The organism is Novosphingobium sp. 18050, assembly GCF_902706195.1.
Lineage (GTDB): Bacteria > Pseudomonadota > Alphaproteobacteria > Sphingomonadales > Sphingomonadaceae > Novosphingobium.
Genome location: NZ_CACSJO010000005.1, coordinates 154,252 through 180,227, shown reverse-complemented (window position 1 = coordinate 180,227; position 25,976 = coordinate 154,252). Strand labels below are relative to the sequence as shown.

General features: G+C 65.1%; 25 protein-coding genes. 16 read left to right on the top strand and 9 right to left on the bottom strand.

The window, feature by feature from the left end; genetic code table 11:
• The first annotated feature begins 111 nt into the window (after positions 1 to 111).
• The 8 genes from GVL61_RS07960 (at position 112) to GVL61_RS07925 (ending at position 7,905) form a co-directional block, all read left to right on the top strand.
• Entirely contained in the window at positions 112 to 1,101 is a 990-nt protein-coding gene (locus tag GVL61_RS07960; RefSeq protein ID WP_159978733.1) for a thiamine pyrophosphate-dependent dehydrogenase E1 component subunit alpha, read from the top strand.
• Between the two features lie 17 nt (positions 1,102 to 1,118).
• On the top strand, positions 1,119 to 2,132 hold the full coding sequence (locus GVL61_RS07955) for an alpha-ketoacid dehydrogenase subunit beta (protein WP_043975589.1): 1,014 nt from the start codon (positions 1,119 to 1,121) through the stop codon (positions 2,130 to 2,132).
• Positions 2,133 to 2,145: 13 nt separating this feature from the next.
• A complete protein-coding gene (locus GVL61_RS07950) occupies positions 2,146 to 3,594 on the top strand; it encodes a 2-oxo acid dehydrogenase subunit E2 (RefSeq protein ID WP_159978731.1) in 1,449 nt (482 codons plus the stop codon).
• A gap of 11 nt (positions 3,595 to 3,605) precedes the next feature.
• A complete protein-coding gene (locus GVL61_RS07945; RefSeq protein WP_159978729.1) occupies positions 3,606 to 4,169 on the top strand; it encodes a VOC family protein in 564 nt (187 codons plus the stop codon).
• Positions 4,169 to 5,386 carry an acyl-CoA dehydrogenase family protein gene (locus GVL61_RS07940; RefSeq protein ID WP_159978727.1) on the top strand — a complete coding sequence of 406 codons (1,218 nt, stop codon included), beginning with the start codon at positions 4,169 to 4,171 and terminating at the stop codon, positions 5,384 to 5,386. Before GVL61_RS07945 ends, GVL61_RS07940 begins: the two co-directional genes overlap by 1 nt.
• Positions 5,383 to 6,444, top strand: coding sequence for a phosphotransferase (locus tag GVL61_RS07935; RefSeq protein WP_159978725.1), 1,062 nt, complete (start codon positions 5,383 to 5,385; stop codon positions 6,442 to 6,444). The genes GVL61_RS07940 and GVL61_RS07935 overlap by 4 nt, the downstream gene beginning before the upstream one ends.
• A 214-nt stretch (positions 6,445 to 6,658) precedes the next feature.
• Positions 6,659 to 7,003 carry a DNA-directed RNA polymerase subunit omega gene (gene rpoZ, locus GVL61_RS07930; RefSeq protein WP_059149591.1) on the top strand — a complete coding sequence of 115 codons (345 nt, stop codon included), beginning with the start codon at positions 6,659 to 6,661 and terminating at the stop codon, positions 7,001 to 7,003.
• A 125-nt stretch (positions 7,004 to 7,128) separates the two neighbouring features.
• Entirely contained in the window at positions 7,129 to 7,905 is a 777-nt protein-coding gene (locus GVL61_RS07925) for a ParA family protein (protein ID WP_235037573.1), read from the top strand.
• Between the two features lie 183 nt (positions 7,906 to 8,088).
• Here the strand turns inward: GVL61_RS07925 and ftsH are convergent, their stop codons facing one another.
• The 4 genes from ftsH to GVL61_RS07905 form a co-directional block, all read right to left on the bottom strand.
• Positions 8,089 to 10,020 carry an ATP-dependent zinc metalloprotease FtsH gene (gene ftsH / locus GVL61_RS07920; RefSeq protein ID WP_159978723.1) on the bottom strand — a complete coding sequence of 644 codons (1,932 nt, stop codon included), beginning with the start codon at positions 10,018 to 10,020 and terminating at the stop codon, positions 8,089 to 8,091.
• Between the two features lie 121 nt (positions 10,021 to 10,141).
• Positions 10,142 to 11,191, bottom strand: a complete 1,050-nt coding sequence (locus GVL61_RS07915; protein ID WP_159978721.1) for a sensor histidine kinase — start codon at positions 11,189 to 11,191, stop codon at positions 10,142 to 10,144.
• A 113-nt stretch (positions 11,192 to 11,304) separates the two neighbouring features.
• Positions 11,305 to 13,407 (bottom strand): hydantoinase/oxoprolinase family protein, encoded by a 2,103-nt coding sequence (locus GVL61_RS07910; RefSeq protein ID WP_159978719.1) that lies wholly within the window; start codon positions 13,405 to 13,407, stop codon positions 11,305 to 11,307.
• A gap of 156 nt (positions 13,408 to 13,563) precedes the next feature.
• The gene (locus GVL61_RS07905; RefSeq protein WP_159978717.1) at positions 13,564 to 15,375 is read right to left on the bottom strand and encodes a hydantoinase B/oxoprolinase family protein; all 1,812 of its coding nucleotides are present in this window, start codon (positions 15,373 to 15,375) and stop codon (positions 13,564 to 13,566) included.
• Positions 15,376 to 15,491: 116 nt separating this feature from the next.
• Here GVL61_RS07905 and GVL61_RS07900 point away from each other — a divergent pair, with 116 nt between their 5' ends.
• On the top strand, positions 15,492 to 16,016 hold the full coding sequence (locus GVL61_RS07900; protein ID WP_200844855.1) for a GNAT family N-acetyltransferase: 525 nt from the start codon (positions 15,492 to 15,494) through the stop codon (positions 16,014 to 16,016).
• Positions 16,017 to 16,041: 25 nt separating this feature from the next.
• Here the strand turns inward: GVL61_RS07900 and GVL61_RS07895 are convergent, their stop codons facing one another.
• Positions 16,042 to 16,371 (bottom strand): SMR family transporter, encoded by a 330-nt coding sequence (locus tag GVL61_RS07895; RefSeq protein ID WP_159978715.1) that lies wholly within the window; start codon positions 16,369 to 16,371, stop codon positions 16,042 to 16,044.
• 55 nt (positions 16,372 to 16,426) lie between these two features.
• Positions 16,427 to 17,953 carry a replicative DNA helicase gene (locus GVL61_RS07890; protein WP_159978713.1) on the bottom strand — a complete coding sequence of 509 codons (1,527 nt, stop codon included), beginning with the start codon at positions 17,951 to 17,953 and terminating at the stop codon, positions 16,427 to 16,429.
• 148 nt (positions 17,954 to 18,101) lie between these two features.
• On the opposite strand from GVL61_RS07890, the gene GVL61_RS07885 reads away from it, so the two are divergent.
• The 4 genes from GVL61_RS07885 to GVL61_RS07870 all read left to right on the top strand — a co-directional run bounded on the left by GVL61_RS07885 (position 18,102) and on the right by GVL61_RS07870 (position 20,629).
• Complete coding sequence (locus GVL61_RS07885; RefSeq protein ID WP_159978711.1) at positions 18,102 to 18,584, top strand: UPF0262 family protein; 483 nt, start codon at positions 18,102 to 18,104, stop codon at positions 18,582 to 18,584.
• Positions 18,585 to 18,597: 13 nt separating this feature from the next.
• Entirely contained in the window at positions 18,598 to 19,326 is a 729-nt protein-coding gene (locus GVL61_RS07880) for a glycoside hydrolase family 25 protein (protein ID WP_200844856.1), read from the top strand.
• On the top strand, positions 19,323 to 19,769 hold the full coding sequence (locus GVL61_RS07875) for a cytidine deaminase (RefSeq protein WP_159978709.1): 447 nt from the start codon (positions 19,323 to 19,325) through the stop codon (positions 19,767 to 19,769). The genes GVL61_RS07880 and GVL61_RS07875 overlap by 4 nt, the downstream gene beginning before the upstream one ends.
• Before the next feature lie 227 nt (positions 19,770 to 19,996).
• Entirely contained in the window at positions 19,997 to 20,629 is a 633-nt protein-coding gene (locus GVL61_RS07870; RefSeq protein WP_159978707.1) for an alpha/beta hydrolase, read from the top strand.
• 49 nt (positions 20,630 to 20,678) lie between these two features.
• Here GVL61_RS07870 and GVL61_RS07865 read toward each other — a convergent pair whose 3' ends face one another.
• From GVL61_RS07865 to GVL61_RS07855, 3 genes are all read right to left on the bottom strand, one after another.
• Complete coding sequence (locus GVL61_RS07865; protein WP_159978705.1) at positions 20,679 to 21,818, bottom strand: M14-type cytosolic carboxypeptidase; 1,140 nt, start codon at positions 21,816 to 21,818, stop codon at positions 20,679 to 20,681.
• Positions 21,815 to 22,453 carry a DUF4136 domain-containing protein gene (locus GVL61_RS07860; RefSeq protein ID WP_159978804.1) on the bottom strand — a complete coding sequence of 213 codons (639 nt, stop codon included), beginning with the start codon at positions 22,451 to 22,453 and terminating at the stop codon, positions 21,815 to 21,817. The genes GVL61_RS07865 and GVL61_RS07860 overlap by 4 nt, the downstream gene beginning before the upstream one ends.
• Positions 22,454 to 22,542: 89 nt before the next feature.
• Entirely contained in the window at positions 22,543 to 23,280 is a 738-nt protein-coding gene (locus tag GVL61_RS07855; protein WP_159978703.1) for a hypothetical protein, read from the bottom strand.
• A 227-nt stretch (positions 23,281 to 23,507) separates the two neighbouring features.
• Between GVL61_RS07855 and ykgO the strand changes: the two genes are divergently transcribed.
• The 3 genes from ykgO (at position 23,508) to GVL61_RS07840 (ending at position 25,968) form a co-directional block, all read left to right on the top strand.
• Complete coding sequence (ykgO, locus tag GVL61_RS07850; RefSeq protein ID WP_004210176.1) at positions 23,508 to 23,633, top strand: type B 50S ribosomal protein L36; 126 nt, start codon at positions 23,508 to 23,510, stop codon at positions 23,631 to 23,633.
• A 97-nt stretch (positions 23,634 to 23,730) separates the two neighbouring features.
• Positions 23,731 to 24,360 (top strand): HAD family phosphatase, encoded by a 630-nt coding sequence (locus GVL61_RS07845; RefSeq protein ID WP_159978701.1) that lies wholly within the window; start codon positions 23,731 to 23,733, stop codon positions 24,358 to 24,360.
• 171 nt (positions 24,361 to 24,531) lie between these two features.
• Positions 24,532 to 25,968 carry a circularly permuted type 2 ATP-grasp protein gene (locus tag GVL61_RS07840; RefSeq protein WP_159978699.1) on the top strand — a complete coding sequence of 479 codons (1,437 nt, stop codon included), beginning with the start codon at positions 24,532 to 24,534 and terminating at the stop codon, positions 25,966 to 25,968.
• The last annotated feature ends 8 nt before the right edge of the window (positions 25,969 to 25,976 follow it).

Genomic DNA, 25,976 nt, shown 5'->3' with positions numbered 1-25,976 from the left:
TCGACAAGCTCAGCATGAGCGGAGTAGGGTAGGCAATCTGCTCTCCACCCCGCTCAGGCTGAGCCTGTCGAAGCCCCCGCGTATCCATATTACAAACGAGAGGAAATCCTGATGCAGCTGAACCGCGAGGCGCTGACCCGCGCCTATCGGCAGATGAAGCTGATCCGCGAATTCGAGGAACGGCTCCATGAGGAGATCCAGACCGGCGAAATCGCAGGCTTCACCCACCTCTACTGCGGACAGGAAGCCGTTGCCGTCGGCGTGTGCGAACACCTGACCGAGCGCGACAAGATCGTCTCCACCCACCGCGGCCACGGCCACTGCCTTGCCAAGGGTTGCGACGTGGACGGGATGATGAAGGAAATCTGGGGCAGCCAGGACGGCCTTTGCAACGGCAAGGGCGGCTCCATGCACATCGCCGACATCGACAAGGGCATGCTCGGCGCCAACGGTATCGTCGGCGCGGGCGCTCCGATCGCGGTGGGCGCGGCGCTGTCGAACAAGATCGACGGCCCGGATGAAAACGGCAAGCTGGCCATTGCGCTCGCCTTCTCGGGCGACGGCGCCTGCAATCAGGGCACCACCTTCGAGGCGATGAACCTTGCGGTCGTCACCAAGGCGCCGTGCATCTTCGTCTTCGAGAACAACCACTATTCCGAGCACACTGGCGTCGATTACGCCGTCGGCACCGTGCAGGATATCGCCAGCCGCGCCGAAGCGTTCGGCATGAAGGTATGGCGCGCGGACGGCACCGATTTCTTCGCGGTCTACGACACGTTTCGCGAAGTGCTGGAATATGTGCGCACCCCCGGCAACGGCCCGGCGGCGGTCGAATTCGACACCGAGCGTTTCTTCGGCCACTTCGAGGGCGATCCGCAGCGTTACCGCGGCGAGGGCGAACTCGATCGCCTGCGCGCCGAGCGTGACTGCCTTAAGATCTTCCGCGCCAGCGTGACCGGCGCGGCGCTGCTCGACGCCGCCGACCTCGACAAGATCGACGCGGACGCTCTCCAGGCGATCGAGGATGCCGTTACGGCAGCGCGGGCAGGGGCACGTCCCCAGCCCGAGAACGTCCTCGACAACGTCTACATCAGCTACTGACGGCAGGAGCGAGAACAATGGCAAAATTGACGTATCGCGACGCCATCCGCAACACGATGTTCCAGGAAATGCAGCGCGACGAGCGGGTTGTGGTTCTGGGCGAAGACGTGGTCGGCGGCATGGGCACTGCCGGCGGGCCTGAGGCCATCGGCGGCATCTGGTCGACCACGACCGGCTTCTACGACGCCTTCGGGCCAAACCGGGTGATCGACACGCCGATCAGCGAAAGCGCCATCATGGGCGCGGCGGGCGGTCTGGCTCTGGCCGGCAAACGCCCCATCGCAGAGATCATGTTCGCCGACTTCATCGGCGTCAGCATGGACCAGCTCTGGAACCAGATCGCCAAGTTCCGCTATATGTTTGGCGGCAAGTCTGTCTGCCCGGCGGTGATCCGCATGCCCTGCGGCGCCGGCTACAACGCCGCTGCCCAGCACAGCCAGATGATCAGCCAGTTCGTCACCGGCATGCCCGGCATCAAGGTGGTCATGCCGACCACGCCCGAAGACGCCTGCGGGTTGATGCGCCAGGCGATCCGCGATGACGATCCGGTGGTCTTCCTTGAGCACAAGTTCCTTTACGGCCTGACCGGCGAGGTCAACGAAGACCCGGACTTCTGCATCCCCTTCGGCCACGCGCGCCTTGCGCGCGCCGGCAAGGACGTGACCATCGTCGCCAGCGGCATGATGGTTCGCTACGCCGAGACGGCGGCGGACGATCTGGCGCAGGACGGCATCGGCTGCGACGTGATCGACATCCGCACAACCTCGCCGCTGGATGAGGAAGCGATCCTCGACTCGGTGGAAGTGACGGGGCGCGCCGTGATCGTCGACGAGGCGCCGCCACGCTGCTCGCTGGCGACCGACCTGTCCTCGCTCATCGCCCAGAAGGCTTTCGCCAGCCTCAAGGCGCCGATCGAGATGGTGACGCCGCCGCACACGCCCGTACCGTTCGCCCGCGAACTCGAGAGCGCCTACCTGCCCAGCCCCGCGAAGATCGCGGCGGCCGTGCGCAAGACGCTCGATTACCGTTGAGAGAGGCGCTGACATGAGCCGCATCCGCGCATTCACGATGCCCAAATGGGGCATTGAAATGACCGAGGGAACCATCGCCGACTGGATGGTCAAGGAAGGGGACAGCTTCAAGCGCGGCCAGACGCTGTGCCTGATCGAAACCGCCAAGATCACCAATGAAGTCGAGGCCGAATACGACGCCACCGTGCGCCGCATCATCGTCGCTGGCGGCGCGGGTGAGGAGCCGGTTGGTGCACTGCTGGCAGTCTTCGACGAAGGCGCGCACTCGGATGACGAGATCGAAGCCTTCGTGTCCGGTTTCAAGCCTGCCGAGGGCGGTATCGCCCAAGGTGCAGCAAAGGGGGGCGCGGAGAAGGCCAAGGCAGCTGAACCCGCCGCCGTGGCCGCTGCCCCGGAACCTGAGAAGCAGCGCGTCAAGATCGACACCAACCGCCCGATCAGCCCCGAGGCCCTGCGCCTCGCGGAAGAGGAAGGCGTCGATATCTCGGGTGTCGAGGGATCAGGACGCGGAGGCCGGATTACCCATCAGGATGTAATCAAGGCTCTGCGCGGTCCTTCCTCGGCGGCGCCCAAAGGCGTGCTGGCGGTGGAGCCCGACGACCTCAGGGTGCTGGCATCGCCGCTCGCCCGCCGCATCGCCGCGCTCCACGGCCTCTCGCTGTCGGGCCTCACCGGCACCGGCCCGCGTGGCCGTATCTCCAAGGCGGACGTTCTGGCGCTTGTGCCGGAAACGAAAACCGCTGCCGGTTTCGGCACGCCGGAGTTCGTGGCTGGTGAAAACCGCCCCGAGGTCGTGCCCTTCGACCGCGTACGCAAGGTCGTTGCCCAGCGGCTGACGCAGGCCAAGCAGGAGCTGCCGCACTTCTACCTGCGCATGTCCGCCAGCGCAGACAAGCTGATGGAAATGCGGCGGACCGCCAACGTGGTGCTGGGCTGCAAGGCCTCGGTCAACGACTGGATCGTCAAGGCCTGCGCTACGGCGCTTGCCAAACACCCGGACGTCAACGTGCAGGTGCACGGCCAGGAAATCCACCGCTTTCCGCATGCGGATGTGTCGATTGCGGTGGCCAGCCCCAAGGGCCTCGTCACGCCGGTGGTGCGGCAGGCCAACCTCATGCGCATCGACCAGATCGCGGCCGAAACCCGCCGCCTGATCGACAAGGCGCAGGCCGGCAAGCTGAGCATGGACGACATGGACGGGGGCACGTTTTCCGTTTCCAACCTTGGCATGTTCGGGATCGAGAACTTCGATGCGATCATCAACCCGCCGCAGGGCGCGATCCTGGCCGTGGGCGCTGCCCTGCGCCAGCCGGTGGAGACTGACGACGGCGGCATCGCGTTCGAAACCCGCATCTCGGTGACGCTCTCGGTCGACCACCGCGCCATCGACGGCGCTGCGGGCGCGCAGTTCCTGCAGACGCTCAAGGGGCTGATCGAGGCGCCGGAAGGCATGTTCGCCTGAAAGGAAAAACAATGACCGGAGAGGCTACCACCACAGCAATCATGAAACCGGGCCCGCTCAAGCGGCTCGGCGACGTGATCCAGCTCGCCTACTTCCCGACCGATTTCGACGCCACGATGAAATACTGGATCGAAACCGTCGGCGTCGGTCCGTTCTTCGTGCTCAACGACGTCCGGCTCGACGAGATGAAATACAAGGGCGAACCGACCGACGCCATCTTTACGATGGCGATCGGCTACTGGGGCGATATCCAGATCGAGCTTATCAAGACCGACAGCGATGCGCCTTCGCTCTACTCCGGCGAATATGCCGTGCGGGACCGCCTGCATCATGTCTGCGTCTTCGTCGAATCGATCGCAGAAGCGCGGGCAGCCTGTGCAGAAGCAGGCGCGCAGGTTATCGTCGAGGGCAAGGTCGGCGCGGACGGCGAAGTGATCTACGTCGATCCCGGCCAGGGCCCCGGCCACGTAATCGAGTACCTTCAGCCGCTCAGCGGCACCGAAGGGCTGTTTCAGATGATGAAGGATGCCGCCCGCGACTGGGATGGCTCCGATCCGATCCGGGTGCTTCAGTAATGACCGAGATTTCCCAATACGCACTCGACATGGCCGCCAGGGTCGAAGCTTTCGTGCGCGATGTGGTGGTGCCGTTCGAGAAGGACCCGCGCCGCGATCACCACGGTGCGCCCACCGATGAGCTGATGATGGAGATGCGCAGCCTGGCCCGTGAGGCCGGCGTGCTCACCCCGCACATCAAGGCGGACGGTTCGCACCTCACCCAGCGCGAGACGGCGGTTGTCCTCATCAAGTCGGGCCTTTCGCCGCTCGGCCCGCTGGCCTGCAACACCATGGCGCCCGACGAGGGCAACATGTACCTGATCGGCCACGTCGGTTCGACCGATCTGAAGGAACGCTTCCTGAAGCCGCTGGTCGAGGGCAAGGGCCGCTCCGCCTTCTTCATGACCGAGCCTGCCGAATGGGGCGGCGCGGGTTCCGACCCCTCGATGATGAAGACCACCTGCCACAAGGACGGCAACCAGTGGGTCATCAACGGGCGCAAGACCTTCATCACCGGCGCGCAGGGCGCGATGGTGGGCATCGTCATGGCGGCCTCGGCCGAGGAAGACACAAAGGGCGGCGCCTGCATGTTCCTGGTCGACCTGCCGGACGAGGCGATTCGCATCGACGAAGTGCCGAACACGATCGACAGCTCGATGCCCGGCGGCCACGCCACCCTGACCATCGACAACCTGCGCGTCCCCGCCGACCAGATGCTGGGCCAGCCGGGTGAGGGCTTCAAATACGCCCAGATCCGCTTGTCCCCGGCCCGCCTGTCGCACTGCATGCGCTGGCTGGGCTGCTGCATCCGCGCGCATGAGATCGCCAGCGACTATGCCTGCCGCCGCATGGCGTTCGGCAAGCAGCTGATCGAGCATGAAGGCGTGGGCTTCATGCTCGCCGAAAACGAGATCCTCATAAAGCAGTGCGAGCTGATGATCGACTGGTGCGCGGGCGTGCTCGACACCGGATCGCTGGGCACCGTCGAAAGCTCGATGGCGAAAGTTTCGGTCTCCGAGGCCTTGATGAAGATCGCCGACAACTGCGTGCAGGTCATGGGTGGCACCGGCGTCACGGAACGCACTATCGTGGAGCAGGTGTTCCGCGAAGTGCGCGCTTTTCGCATTTATGACGGCCCCACTGAAGTCCACAAATGGAGCCTCGCCAAGAAAATCCGCCGTGACTGGCGCAAGGCGCAGGAAGCCTTGGCAGCGAAAGAAGCTGAGCCCGCATGAGCGATGTAGCGGAAGCCAACTCGGGCACCACTGCCGTTCGCGAGGGCTACGCCTTCGACGAGGCGGCGCTGATCCGCTGGATGGAGGCCGAGGTCGAAGGCTTCGCCGGGCCGCTCACGGTCGAGCAGTTCAAGGGCGGCCAGTCGAACCCCACCTACAAGCTGGTGACGCCCAGCCGCGCCTATGTCCTGCGCCGCAAGCCGCCGGGCGAACTGCTCAAGGGCGCCCACGCGGTGGAACGCGAGGCGAAAGTGCTGTCCGCGCTCCACGGCGCGGGCTTCCCGGCGGCGCGGGTCTACGGCCTGTGCACTGACGATTCGGTGCTGGGCACGTGGTTCTACGTCATGGAAATGGTCGAGGGCCGCATCTTCTGGGACGCGACCGTCCCCGGCGTCTCGAACGAAGAACGCGCCGGCATCTTCGACGCGATGAACGCCACCATCGCGCAGCTCCATTCTTTCGATCCCGAGGCGATCGGACTGGGCGATTACGGCAAGCCGGGCAATTACTTCGCCCGTCAGGTGGGCCGCTGGTCGAAGCAGTATTTCGCGGACGAAGCGGCTGGCCGAAACGACGACATGGACGCGGTGATCGCCTGGCTCGAGGCGAACATGCCCGAGGATGACGGCGCCTCCAGCGTGATCCACGGCGATTTTCGCATCGACAACATGATCTTCCACCCCGCCGAGCCACGCGTTCTGGCGGTGCTGGACTGGGAACTGTCGACACTGGGCCATCCGCTGGCCGACTTCGCCTATAACGCGATGATGTACCACATGCCCCCGCATATCGTTGCGGGCCTTGGCGGGGCGGACATCGCCGCGCTGGGCATCCCGACCGAAACGGAATACGTCGCCGCCTACTGCCGACGCACCGGCCGCGAGGGCATGCCCGACTACCGCTATTACATGGCGTTCAACTTCTTCCGCCTCGCGGCGATCTTCCATGGCATCAAGGGCCGCGTGATCCGCGGCACCGCGGCCAATGCGCAGGCGCGGGAACGGGCGGAGGCATTCCCTGAGCTGGCGAAGCTGGCGCTGGGCTTCACGCAGGGGTAGTGACAGCTCCCCGGGCTTGCTCGGGGAGGGGCACCGGCTGCGCACCGGGTTGTGGATGGAGGGGCAAAGCCCTCTCCGTCGGCCCCCACGGGCCGCCGTATGCTCATCGCTTCGCGACAGGCAGCAGCAGTCCGCCCCATTTTCTTGACTTTGGCACGGCGCGCGCCTAACCACTGTCCTTTCCGAACCTTTAGATTCTTTACCGGGAGTGCCCATGGCGCGCGTAACTGTCGAAGACTGCGTCGACAAGATCCCCAACCGTTTCGACCTCGTCCTGCTGGCTGCCCAGCGTGCACGGGAGATTTCGGGCGGCGCGGAACTCACGCTCGAGCGTGACCGCGACAAGAACCCCGTCGTCGCCCTGCGCGAGATTGCCGAGCAGACGGTGACCCCGTCGACCCTCAAGGAAACGCTCGTTACCTCGATGCAGCGCGTCCTGCCTGACGACGATGACGAGATGGACGAAGTCGGCTCGCTCAGCCAGTCGGCAGAGGCTCTGCGCATCACGGCTTCGGCACCGACGCGCAACACCTCGATCGGCGGCGACTACGACGGCTGATCCTTTTCGTTGACTGTCGCGCCGCGGCAGGCGACGATCACGAGGTGGGATCTAAATCGAAACTACCTCGTATTATCGGAATTTCCGGGGGACCGCCCAACAGGGCCGGTCCCCTTGACGTGTCCGTGAAAGATGAAGCGCGGACGACCGGCGGGTTGGCTGGCAGTGCGACGATCGCCGTTTACAGCGTCAAGGGCGGGGTCGGTAAGACTACCTTCTCGGCCAATCTTGCGTGGTGTTCGGCAGTGACGAACGCGCGGCGCACTCTGCTGTGGGACCTCGACGCTGCGGGCGGATCGGCGTTTCTTTACGGCCTTGAGCCGCAGGAGGCGCAGCTTGCCGAGGAAGTTTTTGCGCGGGAACGCTCGGCTGCCGGGCTGATCCAGAAGACGGCCTTTGCCGATCTCGACATCCTGCCTGCGGACGAATCGATCCGCACGCTTGACGCGCAGCTTGCGCGGATCGGCAAGCGCAAGCGGCTGGCCAGGCTGACCGAGGAACTGGCGGCCGACTATTCGCGCATCATCCTCGACTGCCCGCCGGTGATGAACGAGCTTTCCGCGCAGATCGTGCGCGCCGCCGACCTGGTCATCGTGCCGCTGCCGCCGTCGCCGCTGTCGGCGCGCGCCTTCGATCTGGTGGTGCGCGAGATTGCGGGCAATACCAAGCGTCACCCGCCGATCCTGCCGGTCCTCTCGATGCTCGACATGCGCCGCGCACTGCACAAGCAGGCGCAGGAGGCGAACCCCAACTGGCCGTCGATCCCCTATGCCAGCGTGGTCGAACAATGCGCGGTCCACCGCCAGCCGGTTGGCGCCCTCGCACCGCAAAGTCCGGCGGCGCGGTCCTTTGCGCGGCTGTGGAACGCCATCGAAAAGAAGCTGGCGCAGCGCGCGAACTGACGGCGCGGACGCGGACTGCTTAGCTGGCCGGGAAGCGGGGGCCAGCAGTTTCCGTGCGGAGCGCTATCTCGGCACGGATCTTCCCGATGATAATTCTGAAAGCTGCGATCAAAAGCAAAGGGGCGCCAAGGTCAGACCTTGGCGCCCCTCCTGCATTCTCCCGTCGGAGAACTTTAACGTCTGTCAGGCACCTTGCGGAGCGGTGCCGCCGCTGAAGCGCTTGCCCGACTTCGGAATGGCCGAACCCGAGAGCGGGCGCGGGGTCGAAGCGCCGCGCGGCGTGCTGGGGCGATCGATCGAGCCGCCTTCAAGCAACTGCTTGATGTCTTCGCCCGAGAGCGTTTCGTATTCCAGCATTGCCTGCGCCAGCGTGTGCAGAGCCTCGTTCTGGTCCTTGAGGATCTGCGTGGCGCGGGCGTGGGCGTTGTCGACCAGCACGCGGATTTCGCTGTCGATCAGGCGGTTGGTATCGTCCGAGCCCATCGTGCGGTTCGAGCCGCCCATGCCGAGGTAACCCTCCTGGGTTTCCTCGTACTGGAGCGGGCCGAGCTTGTCCGACATGCCCCACTTGGTGACCATGCTGCGCGCGAGGCCCGTGGCATACTGGATGTCACCCGAAGCGCCCGACGAGACCTTGTCGTAGCCGAAGATCAGTTCCTCGGCGACGCGGCCGCCCATCGCGACCGAGAGGTTCGCGAGCATCTTGTCACGGTGATAGGAGTAGCTGTCACGCTCCGGCAGGCGCATCACCATGCCGAGGGCGCGGCCGCGCGGGATGATGGTGGCCTTGTGGATCGGGTCTGAAGCAGGCTCGTGCACCGAGACTAGCGCGTGGCCGGCCTCGTGGTACGCGGTCATCTTCTTCTCGTCGTCGGTCATGACCATGGAGCGGCGTTCCGCGCCCATCATGACTTTGTCCTTGGCGTCCTCGAATTCCTGCATGGCGACGAGACGCTTGTTGCGGCGGGCCGCAAGCAGGGCTGCCTCGTTCACAAGGTTCGCGAGGTCGGCGCCCGAAAAGCCCGGCGTGCCGCGCGCGATGACGCGCGGATTGACATCGGGGGCAAGCGGCACCTTCTTCATGTGCACGGCGAGGATCTTCTCGCGGCCCTCGATATCGGGCACGGGGACCACGACCTGGCGGTCGAAGCGGCCCGGGCGCAACAGCGCGGGGTCAAGCACGTCGGGACGGTTGGTCGCCGCGATGATGATGATGCCTTCGTTGGCTTCGAAGCCGTCCATTTCGACCAGCAGCTGGTTCAGCGTCTGCTCGCGCTCGTCGTTCGAGTTGCCGAGGCCGTGGCCACGGTGACGGCCGACGGCGTCGATTTCGTCGATGAAGACGATGCAGGGCGCGTTCTTCTTGGCCTGTTCGAACATGTCGCGCACGCGGCTGGCGCCGACGCCCACGAACATCTCGACAAAGTCGGAACCGGAAATGGTGAAGAAAGGCACGCCCGCTTCACCCGCAATGGCGCGGGCAAGGAGGGTTTTGCCGGTGCCGGGCGAACCGACCAGCAGTGCGCCCTTGGGAATCTGGCCGCCCAGCTTGGAAAAGCGGGTGGGATCGCGGAGGAACTCGACGATTTCCTCCAGTTCCTCACGCGCTTCGTCGATGCCGGCGACGTCGTCGAAGGTGACGCGGCCCGAACGTTCGGTCAACATCTTGGCCTTGGACTTGCCGAAGCCCATCGCGCCGGAACCGCCGCCCTTCTGGACCTGGCGCAGCGCGAAGAACGCGATGCCCACGATCAGCAGGAACGGCAGGGTCTGCGCGAGGATGTAAAGCAGCAGGCTGCCCTGTTCGGCTTCCTTGCCCGAATACTTGACGTCGTTCTGCGACAGGAGCTGGGTGAGGGTGATGTCGTTCTGCACAGGAACCGTGCTGAACGTGTCACCGTTCTTCAGCTTTCCGTCGATACGGTCTTCGGCGATCTCCACCGAGGCGACGCTGCCTTCCGCCACCTTGCTGCGGAAATCGGAATAGGGAATCGACGGGCCCGTCGTGGTGCGCGCGCCGAACATCGACACCACCATCAGGAGCGCGAGGAAGATGCCCCCCCATACGAGCAGGCTCTTGACCCAGGGATTGCCGCTTGGCTGGTCGTCGTTCATTCGGGGAAACCGTCCTTTCAGATTGCCAATGTAGGCGTCTGCCGCTGAATCTCAAGCTAGCGGGGGCAAGGATAATGTTCGTTTTGGCTCGCAAGCCCTGCGGCCGGGCGGTTCGGGGCGCTTAAAGCGCCTGTTGGGCGGGTTCCGCAAGTCGGGAAAGGGGAAGGTGAAGGGTCATGCAGGCGCCCGATTCGCGGCTTTCCAGCGCCATTTCCGCCCCCAGCTGCTGACTTAGGACGCGCGAGATGCGCAGGCCGATACTGTCTGTGCTGGTGGGGTCCAGGCCGGGTGGGAGACCGACGCCATCGTCCTCCACGCTGAGCACGATGGAGGTGTCACGGCGGGCCATGCAGAGCGCGATGCGCCCGGCAGGGCGGCCTGCGAACCCGTGCTCGAGCGCGTTGGCGATTGCCTCGCTTACGATCAGGGCGACGGGCACCGCACTGTCGGGGCGCAGGATGATGCCGGCCTCTGCGTCGACATGGCAGGTGATGCCGGGAGGGGCGCTGGAGGCCATGATCTTGCCGGAGACTTCGGTGAGGAAACGGTCGAGCGGGACCAGCTGGCCGTCTTGCCGGTAGAGCTGGCGCTGGATATTGCCGATGACCTGGAGCCGCGCGGCGGCGTCTGACAAGGCTTTGCGTGCGGTCGGCTCGTTGAGGGTGCGCATCTGCAACGAGAGGACCGCGCCCACCATCTGCAGGTTGTTGCCGACGCGGTGCTGCATCTCCTGGAACAGAAGCTCCGCGCGTGCGGCCAGGTGTCCGCGTTCCTCGGCGAGCAGGCGCACTTCCTCGCGGGCGGTGTTAAGGTGGGCATTGGCGGTTTGCATCAGGTGGACGAGCCAGATGTCGACGGTGACCACGCCGAGGTAGAACAGCATTGCCGTGACCGTGCCGCCGTCCGTCCCGAACGTCATGCGTGGAGGTATGAACACATACCAGGCGAAGATTCCGCAGAGTACGGCGGCAAGGACGCCGGGGCGCGCGCCGAACAGGAACGAGCTGAGGATCACCGCCGGGAAGAAGGTCAGGAACGGATATCCCGGCGGGAATGCGTCGTCGAGCACCCAGCGCAGCCATAGTGCGAAAATGCACAGCACCAGTGCCGCGCCGTAGCGCAGGACTGGTCGGCCGGGGAGGAGCGGGAGTCGTTCGGTAAACCGGCTCAAGGTATTCAAATCAGACCCCAATCACGTCGGTCCCGGGTTCGCACTCAGGCACGTTTCGTACTGCAAGCGATAGACGTGCGAAAGTGCGGTGGGTTCCGTGGCTGGGGATAGGGTCAGGTCCGCAGCAGCTGGTAATCCCCCGCGTCGTCGACCTGCGCCTTCCAACCGGGATAGACGACGATGGTGGTGAACGTCTCCTCGATGATCGCGGGACTGGGCACTTCCATGCCGGGCGCGAGATCGCGGCCCAGATAGACGGGGGTTTGCGCGAAACCCTGGCCCAGGTTCGCGCGGCGATGCCTTGCCGGGCGGGGCGCGGTGCTGCTCGGGGTGAAGCCGCCGGCGGCGCGGGGTGAGGGCGTCCGGGCATGGGCGACGAGGCGCACGCCGGAAATCTCGGGCACTTCGTGTTCGCGGATATGGGCGTATTCGGCCATGTGGCGGGCGTTGAACAGGGCGATGGCGCGGGCCGCGAAGTCGTCGGCTATGAATGAAAGGTCGCCGAGCGGAGCGTCCGCTTCGAACGGGAACGAGAGCGAGAAATTCTGGCCGGGATAACGCATGTTGAGTTGGTAGTTCACTCGAACCGCTGCGTTTTCGAAGCCTGCGCCGGTGAAGTAATGGCTCGCGCGGTCCGATAGCTGGGTCCACAGATCGCGGATGCGGGGCACGTCGAGCGCGGCGGCTGAGGCGATGTAGGAGCGTTCCTCGTCGATGGTCGGGTCTGCTACCAGCGTGCCCAGCGCCGAGAACGTGGGGGAGGCCTTGGGCACCAGCACGCGGCTTATGCCCAGGTCCTCTGCCTGGATCGCGGCGAAGGCGGGGCCGTTGCCGCCATAGGCGAGCATGACGAGGTCCTTGGGGTCGATCCCCTTGCCGGCCGTGGTGCGGCGCACACCTTGGCTCATGTTGGCGTTGACCACGCGCCAGGTGTCGAAGGCGGCCTGTTCGGGCCCATAGCCATCCGCTTGTCGGCCCAGTTCGTCGGCGAGTTGCTGGAAGGCTTCGGTCACGCCTTCGCGCGTGAGGGTGAAGCTGCCGCCGGCGAAGCCTTCATCGGTTGAGAGGATGCCGAGCATCACCAGCGCGTCGGTGACGGTCGGCGCAGCGCCGCCGCGTCCGTAGCAGATCGGGCCGGGTTCTGACCCTGCCGAGCGCGGGCCGACTTCCAGCGCGCCGGCATTGACGTGGACGATCGAGCCGCCGCCCGCGCCCAGCGTCTCCACTTTAACCATGGGCACGCCCACGAGGTAGCGGTGGTGCATGTTCCAGCCGGCCTCGGCCGGGGCCTGTCCGTTTACCACCAGCGACATGTCGTAGCTGGTGCCGCCCATGTCGACGCACAGCAGGTTGGGGCAGCCCTTGGCCGCGCCGCAGTGGGCCGAACCGATCACCCCGCCCGCCGGGCCGGAGGCGAGGACGCGGATCGGGGCGCCGTCGATGTATTCCTTGGTCATCACCCCGCCCGAGGCCTGCATGACCATGAGCTGGTTTTCGTACCCGCCCTCGGTAAGTCGCTGCACCAGCTTTTCGAGGTATCCGGTGACGCGCGGGCCGACATAGGCGTTGACCACCGTGGTCGAGGTGCGGTCGTATTCCGGGGCGCGGGGCAGGACTTCGTGGCTGGCGCAGACGTAAGCGTTCTGGATCTCCTGCCGTACGATCTCGCAGGCGCGGCGCTCGTGCTGCGGGTTCACGAAAGAAAACAGGAAGCTGATCGCCACCGCCTCGACGTTCTGCAGGCGCAGCTTGCGGCAGGCTTCGCGCAAGGCCTCCTCGTCGAGCGCCTTGTGGACGGTGCCGTCGTGCAGCACGCGTTCGGGCACGGTAAGGCGGCGGCGGCGCGGGGTGATCTGGACCGGCGGAGCGAGACGCACGTCCCAGATGTCCTCCTTGTAGCCCCGCCGGTACTCGATCTCGTCGCGGAAGCCTTCGGTGGTGATGAGGCCGGTGAGGGCGCCGTTCATCTCGATCAGGGTGTTGTCGGCGACCGTGGTGCCATGGACGATCGCCTCGCACCGGCTGAGGAATTCGGGGAGGGGCAGGCCTTCCTTCCCGGCAAGTTTGGCAAGCCCCTCCATCACGCCCAGCGAGCGATCTTCCGGGGTGGAGAGGTTCTTGTGCAGGATGACCTCGTCTCCCTTGAGCAGGGCGAAGTCGGTGAAGGTGCCGCCGATGTCGATGCCGACGCGGTAGTTCTTGGCACGATAGGTCATTTCCGCTCCCAGGCATTTTCTTATCGGGTTCTTCCCCCGCCGCGCAGCGGGGGGTGGAGGGGCGTTTCCGTGCGACTTTTACGCGTCGCCGCCGCCCTCCGTCAGCGCTGCGGGCGGCCGCCTCCCGAGTTGGGAGGAGTGTCCGTCACCGTCCTGTTACTGCGCGATCGCGGCCATCTCTGCCCGAAGCGCCGCGGTCGCGGCATGGTCCACGCCGAGCGAATAGTCGTCCAGCCGTCCCGTCAGCACCACGCCGTACTTCGTGCGGGCCGCCTCGACGCTGACGTATTCGTCCAGCACGTCCTCCTTGACCGCCTCAGCATCTCGATGGCGGGCAGGTCCGAATCCGCCGCCGCCGCCGTGCTGGTAGGCAATCACCGCACCGCTTGGCAGCAGGTCCTGCGCGGTATGGACGATCCGGCGCTCCCCCGGTGAGCCCAGTTCGAAATGGTTGGTGTAGGGGATCGCATCATCCCCCCCGCACATGCCGCGCAAGGGGTGGTCGGCCGAAACCATCCACGCCATCGCCGAGGTCGGCTTCAATACCTGCTTGACGTTGAGCGAGCCCGGCGCCCCTCGCCAGCGGCCGGCGCCGCCGCCATCGGTGGTCATCTCGCGGCTGATGTTGAGGATGGGAAAGCGGCTTTCCGCGTCCTCTGCCTCGGACAGGATCAGGCTGCCCAGTGCGCTGGGGCACGAGCCCCAGCCGTCCAGCCCCTGCACCGCCGACACATCCATCGAGCGGCAGTCCACCCCCTGGTCCATCCACATCATGCCATCGTCGCCGAAACCGACCACCATGTTGGGCATCCCGATCTTGTAGAGCTGCGGCTGCGCGCGGCCCGGCGCAACGCCAGAAAGTGCGATGCACACCGCCTCGGTGATCTCGCAGGCGGGGTGGAAAGAACCGAGCGCGGCGGGCTTGTTCGGCGGCGGCTGGGCGATGCAGCCTTCGGGCACGACGATCTCGACGGCGTTGAAATAGCCCTCGTTCTTGACGATCGTGGGGTCCATCGAAGCCACCACCTGGCACATCACGTAGCTTCGGGTGTTGGCGAAGGTATTCCACACGCCGACCAGTTCGGCCCGGTCGTCGGTGCCGGTGAGGTCCACGGTCAGCTGGTCTCCGGCAATAGTGCAGGTGACGTGGACCTTGATGTCCTTGGTTCCGGCGGTGTCGTGATCGATGAAGACGGTCGCCTCGTGCACCCCGTCGGGCCACTTCGACACTTCCTCGCGCACGCGCTTTTCGGTGTGTTCGATGGACTGGTTGATCGCCGCCTTGATGACGCCGGAGCCCCATTTGCCGATCAGTCCGTCCAGCATCTTCACGGCATGCTGGACGCCGCCGATCATCGCCGCGATGTCCCCTGCGAAAGTCGCGAAACGGTTGTTGCGTACTACCGTGTCGAACACGTCGCGCCGCAGTTCGCCGCGGTGGACCAGCTTGAGGCAAGGGTAGATTACGCCTTCGGTGAACACGTCGGTCGCGTCGAGCGAGAAGCCCCCGGGGTCCTTGCCGCCGGTGTCGCCCTGGTGCGCTTGCAACGTCTGGATGCAGATCAGCTCCCCTGCCGCGTCGTAGACCGGGCCGTAGACGCAGTAGTCGGGCAGGTGGCCGCCGCCATGATCGGGGTCGTTGGCGAGGAAAACGTCGCCCGGTCCCCAATCGTAGCGCTCCTGGTTCATCAGCCCCCAGCGCGTCTCCATCTGGTTGACGAACGTCAGGTGCGGCGTTCCCACCGCGCCCATCGCAAGCCGTCCATGGGCATCGACGATTGCCGCGTTGCGCTCGTTCGACTGGTTGATGATCGGTGAGGAGGCCGCGCGGCCAAGGTAGGTGGCGCTTTCGAAGCAGACCGTCTCGAAGGCGCCGCGAATGATGTCGGCGGTGACGGGGTCGATGCTCTGCGTGGTCGGCAGGGGCTGGCGCGGTGCGGCCAGCTTGCGGTTCAGCTCGTAAGACATCGCTTGCACTTCCTCCTGCCCGGTGGCTTCGGGATAGGTCGGCGTGTGCCCGCCTTCTCGACAGACTACGCCGGTTGGCGTGCAAAATGCGAAACGGCAGGCTATCGAGGGACGCTATGGAGACGAACGATATCAGCGCCCGCCCGGTCTGGCGCGCCATGCTGGCCGAGGACATCGACGGCGTGGTCACGGTCGCCGCCGCCTGCTTCCCCGATCACTTCGAGGCGCGCGCCTGCTTCGAGGAGCGGCTGGCGCTGTTCCCGCAAGGCTGCTTCGTGCTGGCCCTGGACGAAGTGGTGAAGGGCTACCTCATCGCCTACCCCTGGCCGCCTGGCGCGATTCCGCCGCTGAACAGCGCGCTGGGCGCCCTGCCGCAAGAGCGGGAGACGTTCTACCTTCACGATCTGGCGCTGCATCCCGACGTGCGCGGGCAGGGTCATGCCCGGCCGATCGTCGAGCGGCTGGCCGGCGCGCTGTCTAAGATGGATGGGCGAAGTCTGGCGCTGGTTTCGGTCAACGATTCCGTCGCCTTCTGGCGCGGCATGGGTTTCGAGCCCATATCCGGCGACGAAGCGATAACCCGCAAACTGGAGAGCTATGGCGGCGGCTCGACCTATATGGTGCGGGCGCTTGGCGCCTAACGGGGATCGCCGAAAGCGCGCAGGCTCAGTGGGCGGCTGATTTCGAGAACACGTTCATCACCAGCACCCCGGAGATGATTAGCGCCATGCCGAGAATCGCCGGCATATCCAGCTTTTGCCCCTGAAATGCCCATGCCACGGTCGCTATGAGCACGATGCCTGTGCCGGACCAGATGGCATAGGCGACGCCGGTGGGGATCGTCTTCAATGTCAGCGAAAGACAGTAGAACGCGATGAGGTAGGCCACGCCGGTAATGAGGCTCGGGATCAGCTTCGTGAAGCCTTCCGACTGCTTCATGAACGAAGTGCCGATCACCTCGGCGATGATGGCAATGTCGAGTATGCCGTAGCCCATCCTGCACTCCACTTTTCCAAGGCCGGATCGAGACCCGACCCCGGTACTGCGCCGATCAGTCGCTTTCGAACGCAGCGCGCATGTCGTCGGGCGCGAGGTCGGAGAACTTGGTGATGCGCGCCTCGAAGCGCAGGCGCACCTTGCCGGTGGCACCGTGGCGCTGTTTGGCGATCAGCAGTTCGGAGAGGCCGGTGACTTCTTCCATTTTCTGGCGCCAGGTCTCCCACTTGTCCTTTACGTCCGGGCCATCGGTATCGCTGGGATACTTCGGCTCGGTCGCCTTCACGTAATAATCCTCGCGGTAGACGAACCAGACCATGTCGGCGTCCTGCTCGATCGAGCCCGATTCGCGAAGGTCGGAAAGCATCGGGCGTTTGTCGTCGCGCTGCTCCACCGCACGGGAAAGCTGTGACAGCGCGATCACCGGGACGTGGAGTTCCTTGGCCAGGGTCTTCAATCCGCGCGAAATTTCAGAAATTTCGTTCACGCGGTTGTCAGTAGAGCGGCCCGAGCCGGAGAGCAGCTGCAGGTAGTCGATCACGACGAGGCCGATGTTGTGGCGGCGCTTGAGGCGGCGCGCACGGGTGCGCAGGCCGGCGATCGTCAGGCCCGGCGTATCGTCGATGAACAGCGGCAGTTCGGCCAGACGCTGGCTGGCGAAGGACAGTTGCTGGAAGTCCTCGCGGCTGATCTTGCCCATACGCAGCGCTTCGGAACTGATGTTCGATTGCTCGGCAAGGATACGCGTGGCCAGCTGGTCCGCGCTCATTTCGAGGCTGAAGAAGGCCACCGGCGCGCCGACCGACTTTTCGTGCGGCATCCCGTCGCGCACGGTGTCGTCGACGTAGCGCTGCGCGGTGTTGAAGGCGATGTTGGTGACCAGCGAGGTCTTGCCCATGCCCGGACGGCCGGCAAGGATGATAAGGTCGGAATCGTGAAGGCCACCGATCTTCTGGTTGACCGAGGTGAGGCCGGTGGTCTTGCCCGAGATGTGGCCGCCCGAATTGAACGCCTTCTCGATCGACGAGATAGCGGTGCGCGTGGCGACGCCGAAGCTTTGCGCCTCGCTTTGCGTCGCGGCGCCTTCGGCCACTTTGTACAGTGCCGATTCGGCCTGTTCGATCTGCTCCATCGGTTCTACCGATTCGGAGGTATCCATCGCGCTTTCGACGAGGTTGCGGCCCACCGAGATCAGTTCGCGCAGCAGCGCAAGGTCGTAGATCTGGTTCGCCAGCTCACGCGGGGCAAGCAGGCCCTGGCCGTCGCCGGTCAGCCGCGCGAGGTAGGAGACGCCGCCCAGCGCTTTCAGCCCTTCGTCGGCCTCGAAATAGGGGCGCAGGGTGACGCCGGTGACGACGGCCTTGCGGTCGAGCAGCTGGAGAATACGCTCGTAAAGGCGGGCGTGGACCGGCTCGAAGAAATGCGGCGGAGTGAGCGGGGTGGTCAGTTCCTCGATCACCCGGTTGTCGATGAGGACGGCGCCCAGGAACGCGGCCTCGGCCTCGACGTTGGCAGGCAGAGTGCGCACGCCAGAATTTTGGGCGCCGTCATCGGCGCGGATAAGAAGATCTTGCTGGGCCATAAGCGGCGCACAATGCTCCGGGCGGCTGAGTCCTTCAAGCGGGGCGCGGCGGGATATTAATCCACAGCTTGTGGATGTTGGGGGGGGAGGGGCCCCTCCAAAGGCCCCTTGCCGGGCTATGCCGCAACCGCGTAAAGGCACTGCGATCATGGCGGACCCGCGCATCTCTCACATCGAGCTCGACGATGCGACCATCCTGTGGCGCAACGCGGACATCGAACAGGAACGGCGCATCGCCATCTTCGATCTGATCGAGGACAACGTGTTCAACCCGCTACGCACCTGCGCTGCGGGGCATGAAGGCCCGTATCGCCTGCGCCTTTCGGTGCGCGATGGCCGCCTGTCGCTGGAAATCGCGGGCGAGGACGGCGAGGTGCTGGAAACGCTGGTGCTGGGTCTGGCACGGTTTCGCCGCCCGATCCGGGAGTATTTCGCGATCTGCGAAAGCTATTACCAGGCGATTCGCAAGGCGACCGCGCAGGAGATCGAAACCATCGACATGGCCCGGCGCGGTGTCCACAACGAGGCCGCCGAAATGCTGCTGGAACGCCTGGAGGGCAAGATCGAGACCGACCACCCGACCGCGCGGCGCCTGTTCACGCTGATCTGCGTCCTGCATATCCGCGGCTAAGGGGCAAGAACAAGTGGCAGTTCGCGGTGGGCGAAAGGGTGGCAAGGCCGCCGGGATCAGTGGCAACTGGCGTTTTCGTGCGCTGGGAGCGCTGTTGCTTGCGGGTATCGTCGGCGGTGCGTGGGGCTGGTGGCACTTGCGCCACTGGACGCCCGAGCGCGCGGTCTATGCCGTGCAGGGCGTGGAGGTCGGTGCGGACGACGGCGAGGTCAGCTGGAAGTCGCTGAAGGCGATCGGCGCGGACTTCGCCTATATCGACGCCAGTGCCAGTGCCTTCGCGCGCGACCCGCGCTTCGTCGACAACTTCGAGGCCGCGCGCGCAGCCGGGATGGAAGTGGGCGCGCTCCACCGCTATGATCCGTGCCAGCCGGCGGGGACCCAGGCGGCGAATTTCGTCACCACGGTGCCGCGCGACGCCAAGCTGCTGCCGCCTGCGGTCGAACTCGACATGCTGGCAGACGGCTGCCCCGTGAAAGTCAGCGACGCCCGGGTCGAGAGCGAGCTGATGACGTTCCTCAATCAGGTCGAGACGCACACGGGCAAGCCGGTGATCCTCAAGGTCACGCCTGCGTTCCAGTCGCGCTACACCATCGCTCACAAGCTGGATCGCAACCTGTGGCTGGTGCGCGACCGTTTTACGCCGAGCTACGGCGGCCGCCCCTGGACGATGTGGACCGCTAACGGCGATCTCGCCAACGAGATTGCGCAGGGCGGCCTGCACTGGGTAGTGGTGCAGGAATGAACGATACTCCCCGCTTTTCCGACGGCGCTCGCGACGCCCTGGTGACCGCTGCCCGCGAGGCTGCCTCGGCCGCCTATGCCCCTTATTCACGCTTCCACGTCGGCGCTGCGCTGCTCATGGCGGACGGCTCGGTCGTTACCGGGGCCAATGTCGAGAATGCGAGCTACGGCCTATCGCTCTGCGCCGAAACCGTCGCCGTGGCCAAGATCCTGTCGGGGACGCGGCTTGCTCTGGAGGCCGTCGCGGTAACCGGCGGCGCGCCCGGAGAGGCCGGGCAGGGCGCTCGGGTCACGCCTTGCGGGCGCTGCCGCCAGGTCCTCAACGAGATCGCGCAAGTTGGCGGCACCGATCCGGTTGTCTGGTGCGATGGGGAAGAAGGCGTGCTGGAACTGCGCCTCTCGCAGCTGCTCCCACACGCCTTCGGGCCCGCGAACCTGCTTTAGGTACTTTCGCAGAAATCTCCCGCGCAAAGCCGCGTCGTCCCCGTCCGCGCGGGGGTGGCGGCCGGTTTCGGCATGGCCAGAGCCGATGACCGTTCGGTCGGGGCGGCGCAATAAGCGGGCAGATCACCGCAAGCACATTGTCTATCTTTTGAGTTGAGATATAAGGAGCGCAGTCGGGACGTAATCAGAGTCGACCGGCGGAACCCCCACCTGAAATGGAGATTCCCATGGCAAACTTCCGTTATCCCAATGCGCAGGATCATACGCCGCTCATCCTCCTGGTTCCCGGCACGCCGCTGGCGGCAGGGCACTGGATGAACCGCTGGACCCGGTGGAGCGAGCATTGCCGCGTGGTCGAGCTTGGCCTGTGGGACGAGCCGCATCGCAATACCTGGGTAAACAAGCTCAATCTCGCGGTCCGCCGCGCCGACCGGCCGGTGGTGATCGTGACCGACGATATCGCTGCGCTGGCGCTGTCGTGGTGGGTCGAATTCGAAGCACTGGGGCAAGACAATCCCGTGCTGGGCGCAGTGATCGTCAATCCGCCGAATGTCGACCTGCCCGGAGCAGATCCGCGCCTGGGCCGTTTCGGTGCCTGCCCAAGGCAGCCCCTGCCGTTCACCTCGTTCCTCGTCAGCGATCTCGAAGGCACGCTGGCGCACCAGCGCTCGATCATGCGGCTGGCGAAGGACTGGGGCTCATGCCCGGTATGCGACGATACGCGCGGGGACTGGGCTCAGGGCTGGATGCTCATCCAGTCGGTGCTGGGGCTTTCGCCCTCGGGCTCGGTGATGCCGGAATGGACGCAGGACGAGAATCTCGCGATGCGCGAGGCCCTGCGCCAGTGGGCAGCGATTTGACCTGGTGAACCCAGGTATGTCCTCCCCGGGCCGGGGAGGACATAATCGATCAGGCTTCGCGTTCGACCAGCCATTCGAGTAGTGCGCCAAGGCAATCACGGCCAAGCTGCGCCGACCGTTCCGGGCTCCACCCCTGGCGCTTGTCGGCGGCGGGGTCGTGGTCCTTGAAGGGCATTTCCAGCGTCATCGACACCGCGCCGAAACGTTCTGCCAACTGGTTGGTCGACATCGTCAGGTTGCCCTTACCGGGGCGCGTCAGCGGATAGCCGAGCTTGGTCTGGAAATCGGGCGTGCGCCGCTCCAGCAGGCCCGCATAGCGGGTGTAGCCCGCCTGCTGCTCGTCCTTGAGAGAGGGGATGCCCTCAAACCCGGCGAGGAACACGGCGGAGATCGCCTCGTCCCCGTGGATGTCCATCGCGAAGTCGACGCCGGTGGCGTCCATCGCATCGCGGATGGCGAGGACCTCCGGCGATTTCTCGGCCGTGGGATTGTCCCATTCGCGGTTGAGGTTCACGCCCCCGGCATTGGTGCGCAGGTGCCCCCGGCGCGAGCCGTCCGGGTTGGCGTTGGGGACGATGTGGAAGGAGCAGCGCCTGCGCAATTCGCGTGCGACCGAATCGGAAAGGTCGGCCAGCAGGTCCAGCGCGCCTTCCATCCACCATTCCGCCATCGATTCGCCCGGATGCTGGCGGGCATAGAGCCACACCTGCAACGGTCCGGTGCCGGTTTCGAGGCAGTCGATCAGCTGGCCGTCGAGGCTGAGGCCCAGCGAGCGGTGCGTCACACCGTCGGCCCCGGCGATATGCGCGACGAGATCGTGGTGGCGCTCCATCGAATAAGGCGCGAAATAGGCGAACCAGGCAAGTTCGCCTTCGGGCTGGTAGCGGATGGTGAGGGTGCCGCCATCGCGGCTCTCATCCCACTCGCTGGCGGCGCGGCCCCAGAATTCACGGTCTTCGGAAACACAGGCGTCGTAATTCGGCCAGCCTCCCGGATAGGCGGAGGCGCCCAGTCCGGTGATTCGCAGGGTCAGTTCGCGCCCGGCCGCGCCGCTGACGCGGAAGTGGAACCACTGGAAGAAGTCCGATGCATGGTCCTTGCGGATCGCCAGCCGCGCTTCGGTGCCGTCGACGGAGAGGACTTCGATGTTGCCGGCGTCGAAGGACGCGGTGATTTGAATGTCGGTCATCTTACCTGAATAGTTTCGCCGGACTGCCCCGGAAACCCCTTGAACAACGCTTCGGCCAATTTCGCCGAACCGAGCGGTGCCTGTGCCAGCGGCGAATCGCTGCGGACGGTGAACATTGCCCGTCCTTCCCACAAGGCCGTCGCGGTATCGGGCGCCGCCCGCTCGCGAATGGCCACAAAGACGCGGGTGCCCACCTGGTCCTTGGGCGGGCCGGAAAGGTCTATGCCGATGCCCATGCCGACGCCCGAGCCATATCCGCCCGTCGCTCCGCCCATGCCGACCGAAACCGGGCTGCGACCACGCTCGGGCTTGAAGGTCTGGCGCTCCAGCGTGAGCAGGGCGACCTGCTGGCTGGGCGCGGCGCCGGGAAGGGGTTCGCTATAGCCGAAACGGGTCAGTTCCCGTGCGACCGAGGCGGCATATGTGCGGAATTCGAGGGTATCGGCCTGACCTGGCGCAGGCTCGACGCGGATCGTGCCTCGGCCAAGGCGCGTGGTGTCGGGCGCATGGAAGCGCGTTACCTCGACCGGGCCGACGGGTGCGACGCAGGCTGAAAGTGCGAGGCTGGCCGCAAGGGCAAGGGCAGCGCCCAGGCGCGCATCGCGCCGCCGCGCGGGGAACCTGCGCTCGATCATCGCCATTTGTCCTCTCCAGCCTTGTTACCGGCAAAGTTTGCCTGCTGCGTCATGCTGATGCAAGCGCAGCGCAGGCCCGCAGGTTCCCGTCAGCCTGCGTTGCCGGGCGCGATCGCGTCGGCCTTGGGAAAGTTGTCGAACAATGCGCCGGCCAGCTTGATGGCGATCATGCCGTCGCTCCACTTGCCGTCGCCTTCGCGGGTGGCGATCGTGGCGTAGCCTTCCCACAGGACCTTGCCGCTGTCCTTCTCGACGATTCGCGCATCGAGTCGGGTGGAAACCAGGGCGGAGCGCGGTTTGGTCAGGTCGACGTTGATACCAAGGCCATAGCCGGTGCCGTAGGTGCCGGTCTCGATCGCGGCGGTACCGCTGACGGGGCTTCGCTTTTCCTCGGCCGGGGTCAGGACCTGACGCGAAATCTTCAGTTTGGTGATCTGCGGCTGCGGGACGTCGGGGTGAAGCGTGTCGTAGCCCGCGCCCACGAGGGCGTCGACGATTGCCGCCTCGAAAGTGCGGCGCATGCTCGCCTCGACCCAAGGCCCGTCACCCGATTCGGATTCGACCGAGACCGGACCCTTGCCCAGTTCGGCGACTGAGGCGGGATCGCTGCTGACAAAGCGGCTGACTTCGACCCGGCCTTCACGCGAATCGTGCGTGCGCGAATTGTTGACGCGCGGCGAATCGAACGAACTGCCCCAGCCGGAACCGCGATATCCGCCGCCCCATCCGCGCCCATATCCCGGTCCCCACTGCGCCTGGGCGGTTGAGGAGGCGAGGAGCATGGCGGCGATGCCTGCGGCGATCGCCGCGCCTTCGAGCTTTTTCATGATGGGTATCGTTTTTGTCCGAATTCGGTGGGGTCGCGCCCGTGAACCTGTTATGCGCGCGGCAAGTTGCCCGCAGATGAACAGTGTAGATAGGCCTTGTGAAATCAACTGCAACGGCCTTCGAATCGAGCAGCCTGCTTGACTTCGCGCTCTGCTACCACTAACGGCGCCACTTCGAATTTCCGGCGGTCGGTAACCGCCCAGACACGACACGGACGAGATAGACCATGAAGATTCGCAACAGCCTCAAGTCGCTCAAGGGCCGCCACCGTGACAACCGCGTGATCCGTCGCCGCGGTCGTACTTACGTGATCAACAAGACCAATCGCCGCTTCAAAGCCCGCCAGGGCTGATCCTTTTCGCCTGAAGCCCGCCTCTACCGGCGGGTGAACAAGGCGGATGGTTTCGCGTCGAATGCATGAGACCCCCGCCACTTGCGGGGGTCTTGTCATGTCTGTCGTCGATGCATGTTCTCCGGTCGAAGCGGTCGTCTTCGACGTCGGGCGGGTGCTCGTCCAATGGGACATGCGCCGCCTGTTCGCGCGGCTGATCGACGAGCCTGCGCGGCTCGACTGGTTCATGGCGAATGTCGTCACCGAAGCGTGGCACTTCGAGCACGATGCCGGGCGCGACCTGGGCGAGATGGTCGCTACCCGCAAGGCCGAGTTTCCCGGCCACGACGACCTGCTCGACGCATATGCCACGCGCTTCGGCGAGACGATTCCCGGCAACGTTCCCGGCAGTCACGAGATCGTGCGCGAACTGGCCGCGCGGTCCGTGCCGCTGTTCGCCATCACCAACTTTGCCAGCCAGTTCTGGCGCGACTATCGCGCGGGCGAGGCGCTGTTCGATCTGTTCGGCGATATCGTCGTTTCAGGCGACGAGAAGATCGCCAAACCGGATGCGCGCATCTTCGACCTTGCTGCCCGCCGATTCGGCCATGCGCCCGCCGCGATGCTGTTCATTGATGATAATGCCGCCAATATCGACGCCGCCCGGACGCTCGGCTGGCAGGTTCATCACTTCCACGAGGCGGGGGCGCTGCGTGCGGACCTTGCGAGGCGCGGGCTGCTCGGCTGACAGCCGCCAGACCGTAATGACGCCGACCATCATGTCTCAAGCAGTAATTAACGATCAAAACAGTCTGATTTAAGCCGTTTCTCGTCAGCGTTAAATTTTCTTCGCACATGCAGCGAGAGTGCTTGGCAAGTCCCGATTCCTGTTGCATCACTTGTGCAACAGGGAGTCAAAATGTCGGCTGAGAGCGGTACGAATTTCGACGAGATGCTCAATGCGGACGGCTCTGTTCGTCCTGCTTACGCCGAATATCGTCAGTGGTTCGATAGCCAGGACAAAAGCTGGCTGAGAAGACAGGACGCCGAAGCGGAGCGTTTCTTCCGCCGCATCGGTATCACCTTCAACGTATACGGCGACGATGCTGCTGAAGAGCGGCTTATTCCTTTCGATATGATCCCCCGGATCATCACTGCGCGCGAATGGCGCAAGTTGACGCGCGGTATCGAACAGCGGGTGAGGGCGCTCAACGCCTTCCTGCAGGACCTCTACCACCGCCAGGAAATTATCCGTTCCGGCCGTTTGCCGATTGAGGCGCTTCGCAACAACGAGGCCTTCCTCTCGCAGATGATCGGCTTCACGCCGCCGGGCGGCGTCTATACTCATGTCGTCGGCATCGATCTGGTGCGAACCGGGCCGGACGATTTCATGGTGCTGGAAGATAACGCCCGCACCCCCTCCGGCGTCTCGTACATGCTCGAGAACCGCGAGACGATGATGGCGATGTTCCCGGAACTGTTCACCAAGATCCCGGTACGCCCGGTTTCGGACTATCCGCGCCGCCTTGCCCGCAGCCTTCGCGCCTGCGCCCCGCCTGCTTATAAAGGTGGCAAGCGCCCCGTGGTGGCAGTGCTGACGCCGGGCATCTTCAACTCGGCCTATTTCGAACACGCCTTCCTAGCCGACCAGATGGGTGCGGAACTGGTGGAAGGAAACGACCTGCGCGTCGTCGACGGGCGCGTGTGCATGCGCACGACCACCGGCTACAAGGCAATCGACGTCATTTACCGCCGTGTGGACGATGATTATCTCGACCCGCTCAGCTTCAATCCCAACTCGCAGTTGGGCGTGGCGGGCATCTTCGACGTCTACCGCTCTGGCGGCGTCACGATCGCCAATGCGCCCGGCACCGGCATCGCCGACGACAAGGCGATCTACAGCTACATGCCCGAGATCGTCGAGTTCTACACCGGCGAGAAGCCGATCCTGCAGAACGTGCCGACATGGCGCTGCTCGGAAGCCGATTCGCTGGGCTATGTGCTCGACAATCTGGCTGATCTCGTCGTCAAGGAAGTTCACGGATCGGGGGGGTACGGGATGCTGATCGGCCCGACCTCCTCGAAAAAGGAGATCGCCGATTTCGAGCAGAAGCTGCGAGCCAAGCCGTCGAACTACATCGCTCAGCCCACGCTTTCGCTGTCGACCTGTCCGATCTTCACCAAGGAAGGCCTCGCGCCTCGGCATCTGGACCTCCGGCCCTTCGTGCTGGTTTCGCCCGACGGCATCGACATCACGCCCGGCGGCCTGACCCGCGTGGCGCTCAAGAAAGGATCCCTCGTGGTCAATTCCTCGCAAGGCGGAGGCACCAAGGATAGCTGGGTGCTGGACGAGTGAGGGGTAGA

Excerpts from the sequence above, each read along its gene's own strand:
- GVL61_RS07840 (WP_159978699.1), top strand. The coding sequence starts at position 24,532 with ATGTCGGCTGAGAGCGGTACGAATTTCGACGAGATGCTCAATGCGGAC.
- GVL61_RS07855 (WP_159978703.1), bottom strand. The coding sequence starts at position 23,280 with ATGAAAAAGCTCGAAGGCGCGGCGATCGCCGCAGGCATCGCCGCCATG.
- GVL61_RS07910 (WP_159978719.1), bottom strand. The coding sequence starts at position 13,407 with ATGACCTATCGTGCCAAGAACTACCGCGTCGGCATCGACATCGGCGGC.
- GVL61_RS07950 (WP_159978731.1), top strand. The coding sequence starts at position 2,146 with ATGAGCCGCATCCGCGCATTCACGATGCCCAAATGGGGCATTGAAATG.
- GVL61_RS07945 (WP_159978729.1), top strand. The coding sequence starts at position 3,606 with ATGACCGGAGAGGCTACCACCACAGCAATCATGAAACCGGGCCCGCTC.
- ykgO (WP_004210176.1), top strand. The coding sequence starts at position 23,508 with ATGAAGATTCGCAACAGCCTCAAGTCGCTCAAGGGCCGCCACCGTGAC.
- GVL61_RS07890 (WP_159978713.1), bottom strand. The coding sequence starts at position 17,953 with ATGGCCCAGCAAGATCTTCTTATCCGCGCCGATGACGGCGCCCAAAAT.
- GVL61_RS07895 (WP_159978715.1), bottom strand. The coding sequence starts at position 16,371 with ATGGGCTACGGCATACTCGACATTGCCATCATCGCCGAGGTGATCGGC.
- GVL61_RS07870 (WP_159978707.1), top strand. The coding sequence starts at position 19,997 with ATGGCAAACTTCCGTTATCCCAATGCGCAGGATCATACGCCGCTCATC.
- GVL61_RS07875 (WP_159978709.1), top strand. The coding sequence starts at position 19,323 with ATGAACGATACTCCCCGCTTTTCCGACGGCGCTCGCGACGCCCTGGTG.
- GVL61_RS07885 (WP_159978711.1), top strand. The coding sequence starts at position 18,102 with ATGGCGGACCCGCGCATCTCTCACATCGAGCTCGACGATGCGACCATC.
- GVL61_RS07935 (WP_159978725.1), top strand. The coding sequence starts at position 5,383 with ATGAGCGATGTAGCGGAAGCCAACTCGGGCACCACTGCCGTTCGCGAG.
- GVL61_RS07900 (WP_200844855.1), top strand. The coding sequence starts at position 15,492 with ATGGAGACGAACGATATCAGCGCCCGCCCGGTCTGGCGCGCCATGCTG.
- GVL61_RS07960 (WP_159978733.1), top strand. The coding sequence starts at position 112 with ATGCAGCTGAACCGCGAGGCGCTGACCCGCGCCTATCGGCAGATGAAG.
- ftsH (WP_159978723.1), bottom strand. The coding sequence starts at position 10,020 with ATGAACGACGACCAGCCAAGCGGCAATCCCTGGGTCAAGAGCCTGCTC.
- GVL61_RS07955 (WP_043975589.1), top strand. The coding sequence starts at position 1,119 with ATGGCAAAATTGACGTATCGCGACGCCATCCGCAACACGATGTTCCAG.
- GVL61_RS07860 (WP_159978804.1), bottom strand. The coding sequence starts at position 22,453 with ATGATCGAGCGCAGGTTCCCCGCGCGGCGGCGCGATGCGCGCCTGGGC.
- rpoZ (WP_059149591.1), top strand. The coding sequence starts at position 6,659 with ATGGCGCGCGTAACTGTCGAAGACTGCGTCGACAAGATCCCCAACCGT.
- GVL61_RS07940 (WP_159978727.1), top strand. The coding sequence starts at position 4,169 with ATGACCGAGATTTCCCAATACGCACTCGACATGGCCGCCAGGGTCGAA.
- GVL61_RS07905 (WP_159978717.1), bottom strand. The coding sequence starts at position 15,375 with ATGTCTTACGAGCTGAACCGCAAGCTGGCCGCACCGCGCCAGCCCCTG.
- GVL61_RS07845 (WP_159978701.1), top strand. The coding sequence starts at position 23,731 with ATGTCTGTCGTCGATGCATGTTCTCCGGTCGAAGCGGTCGTCTTCGAC.
- GVL61_RS07865 (WP_159978705.1), bottom strand. The coding sequence starts at position 21,818 with ATGACCGACATTCAAATCACCGCGTCCTTCGACGCCGGCAACATCGAA.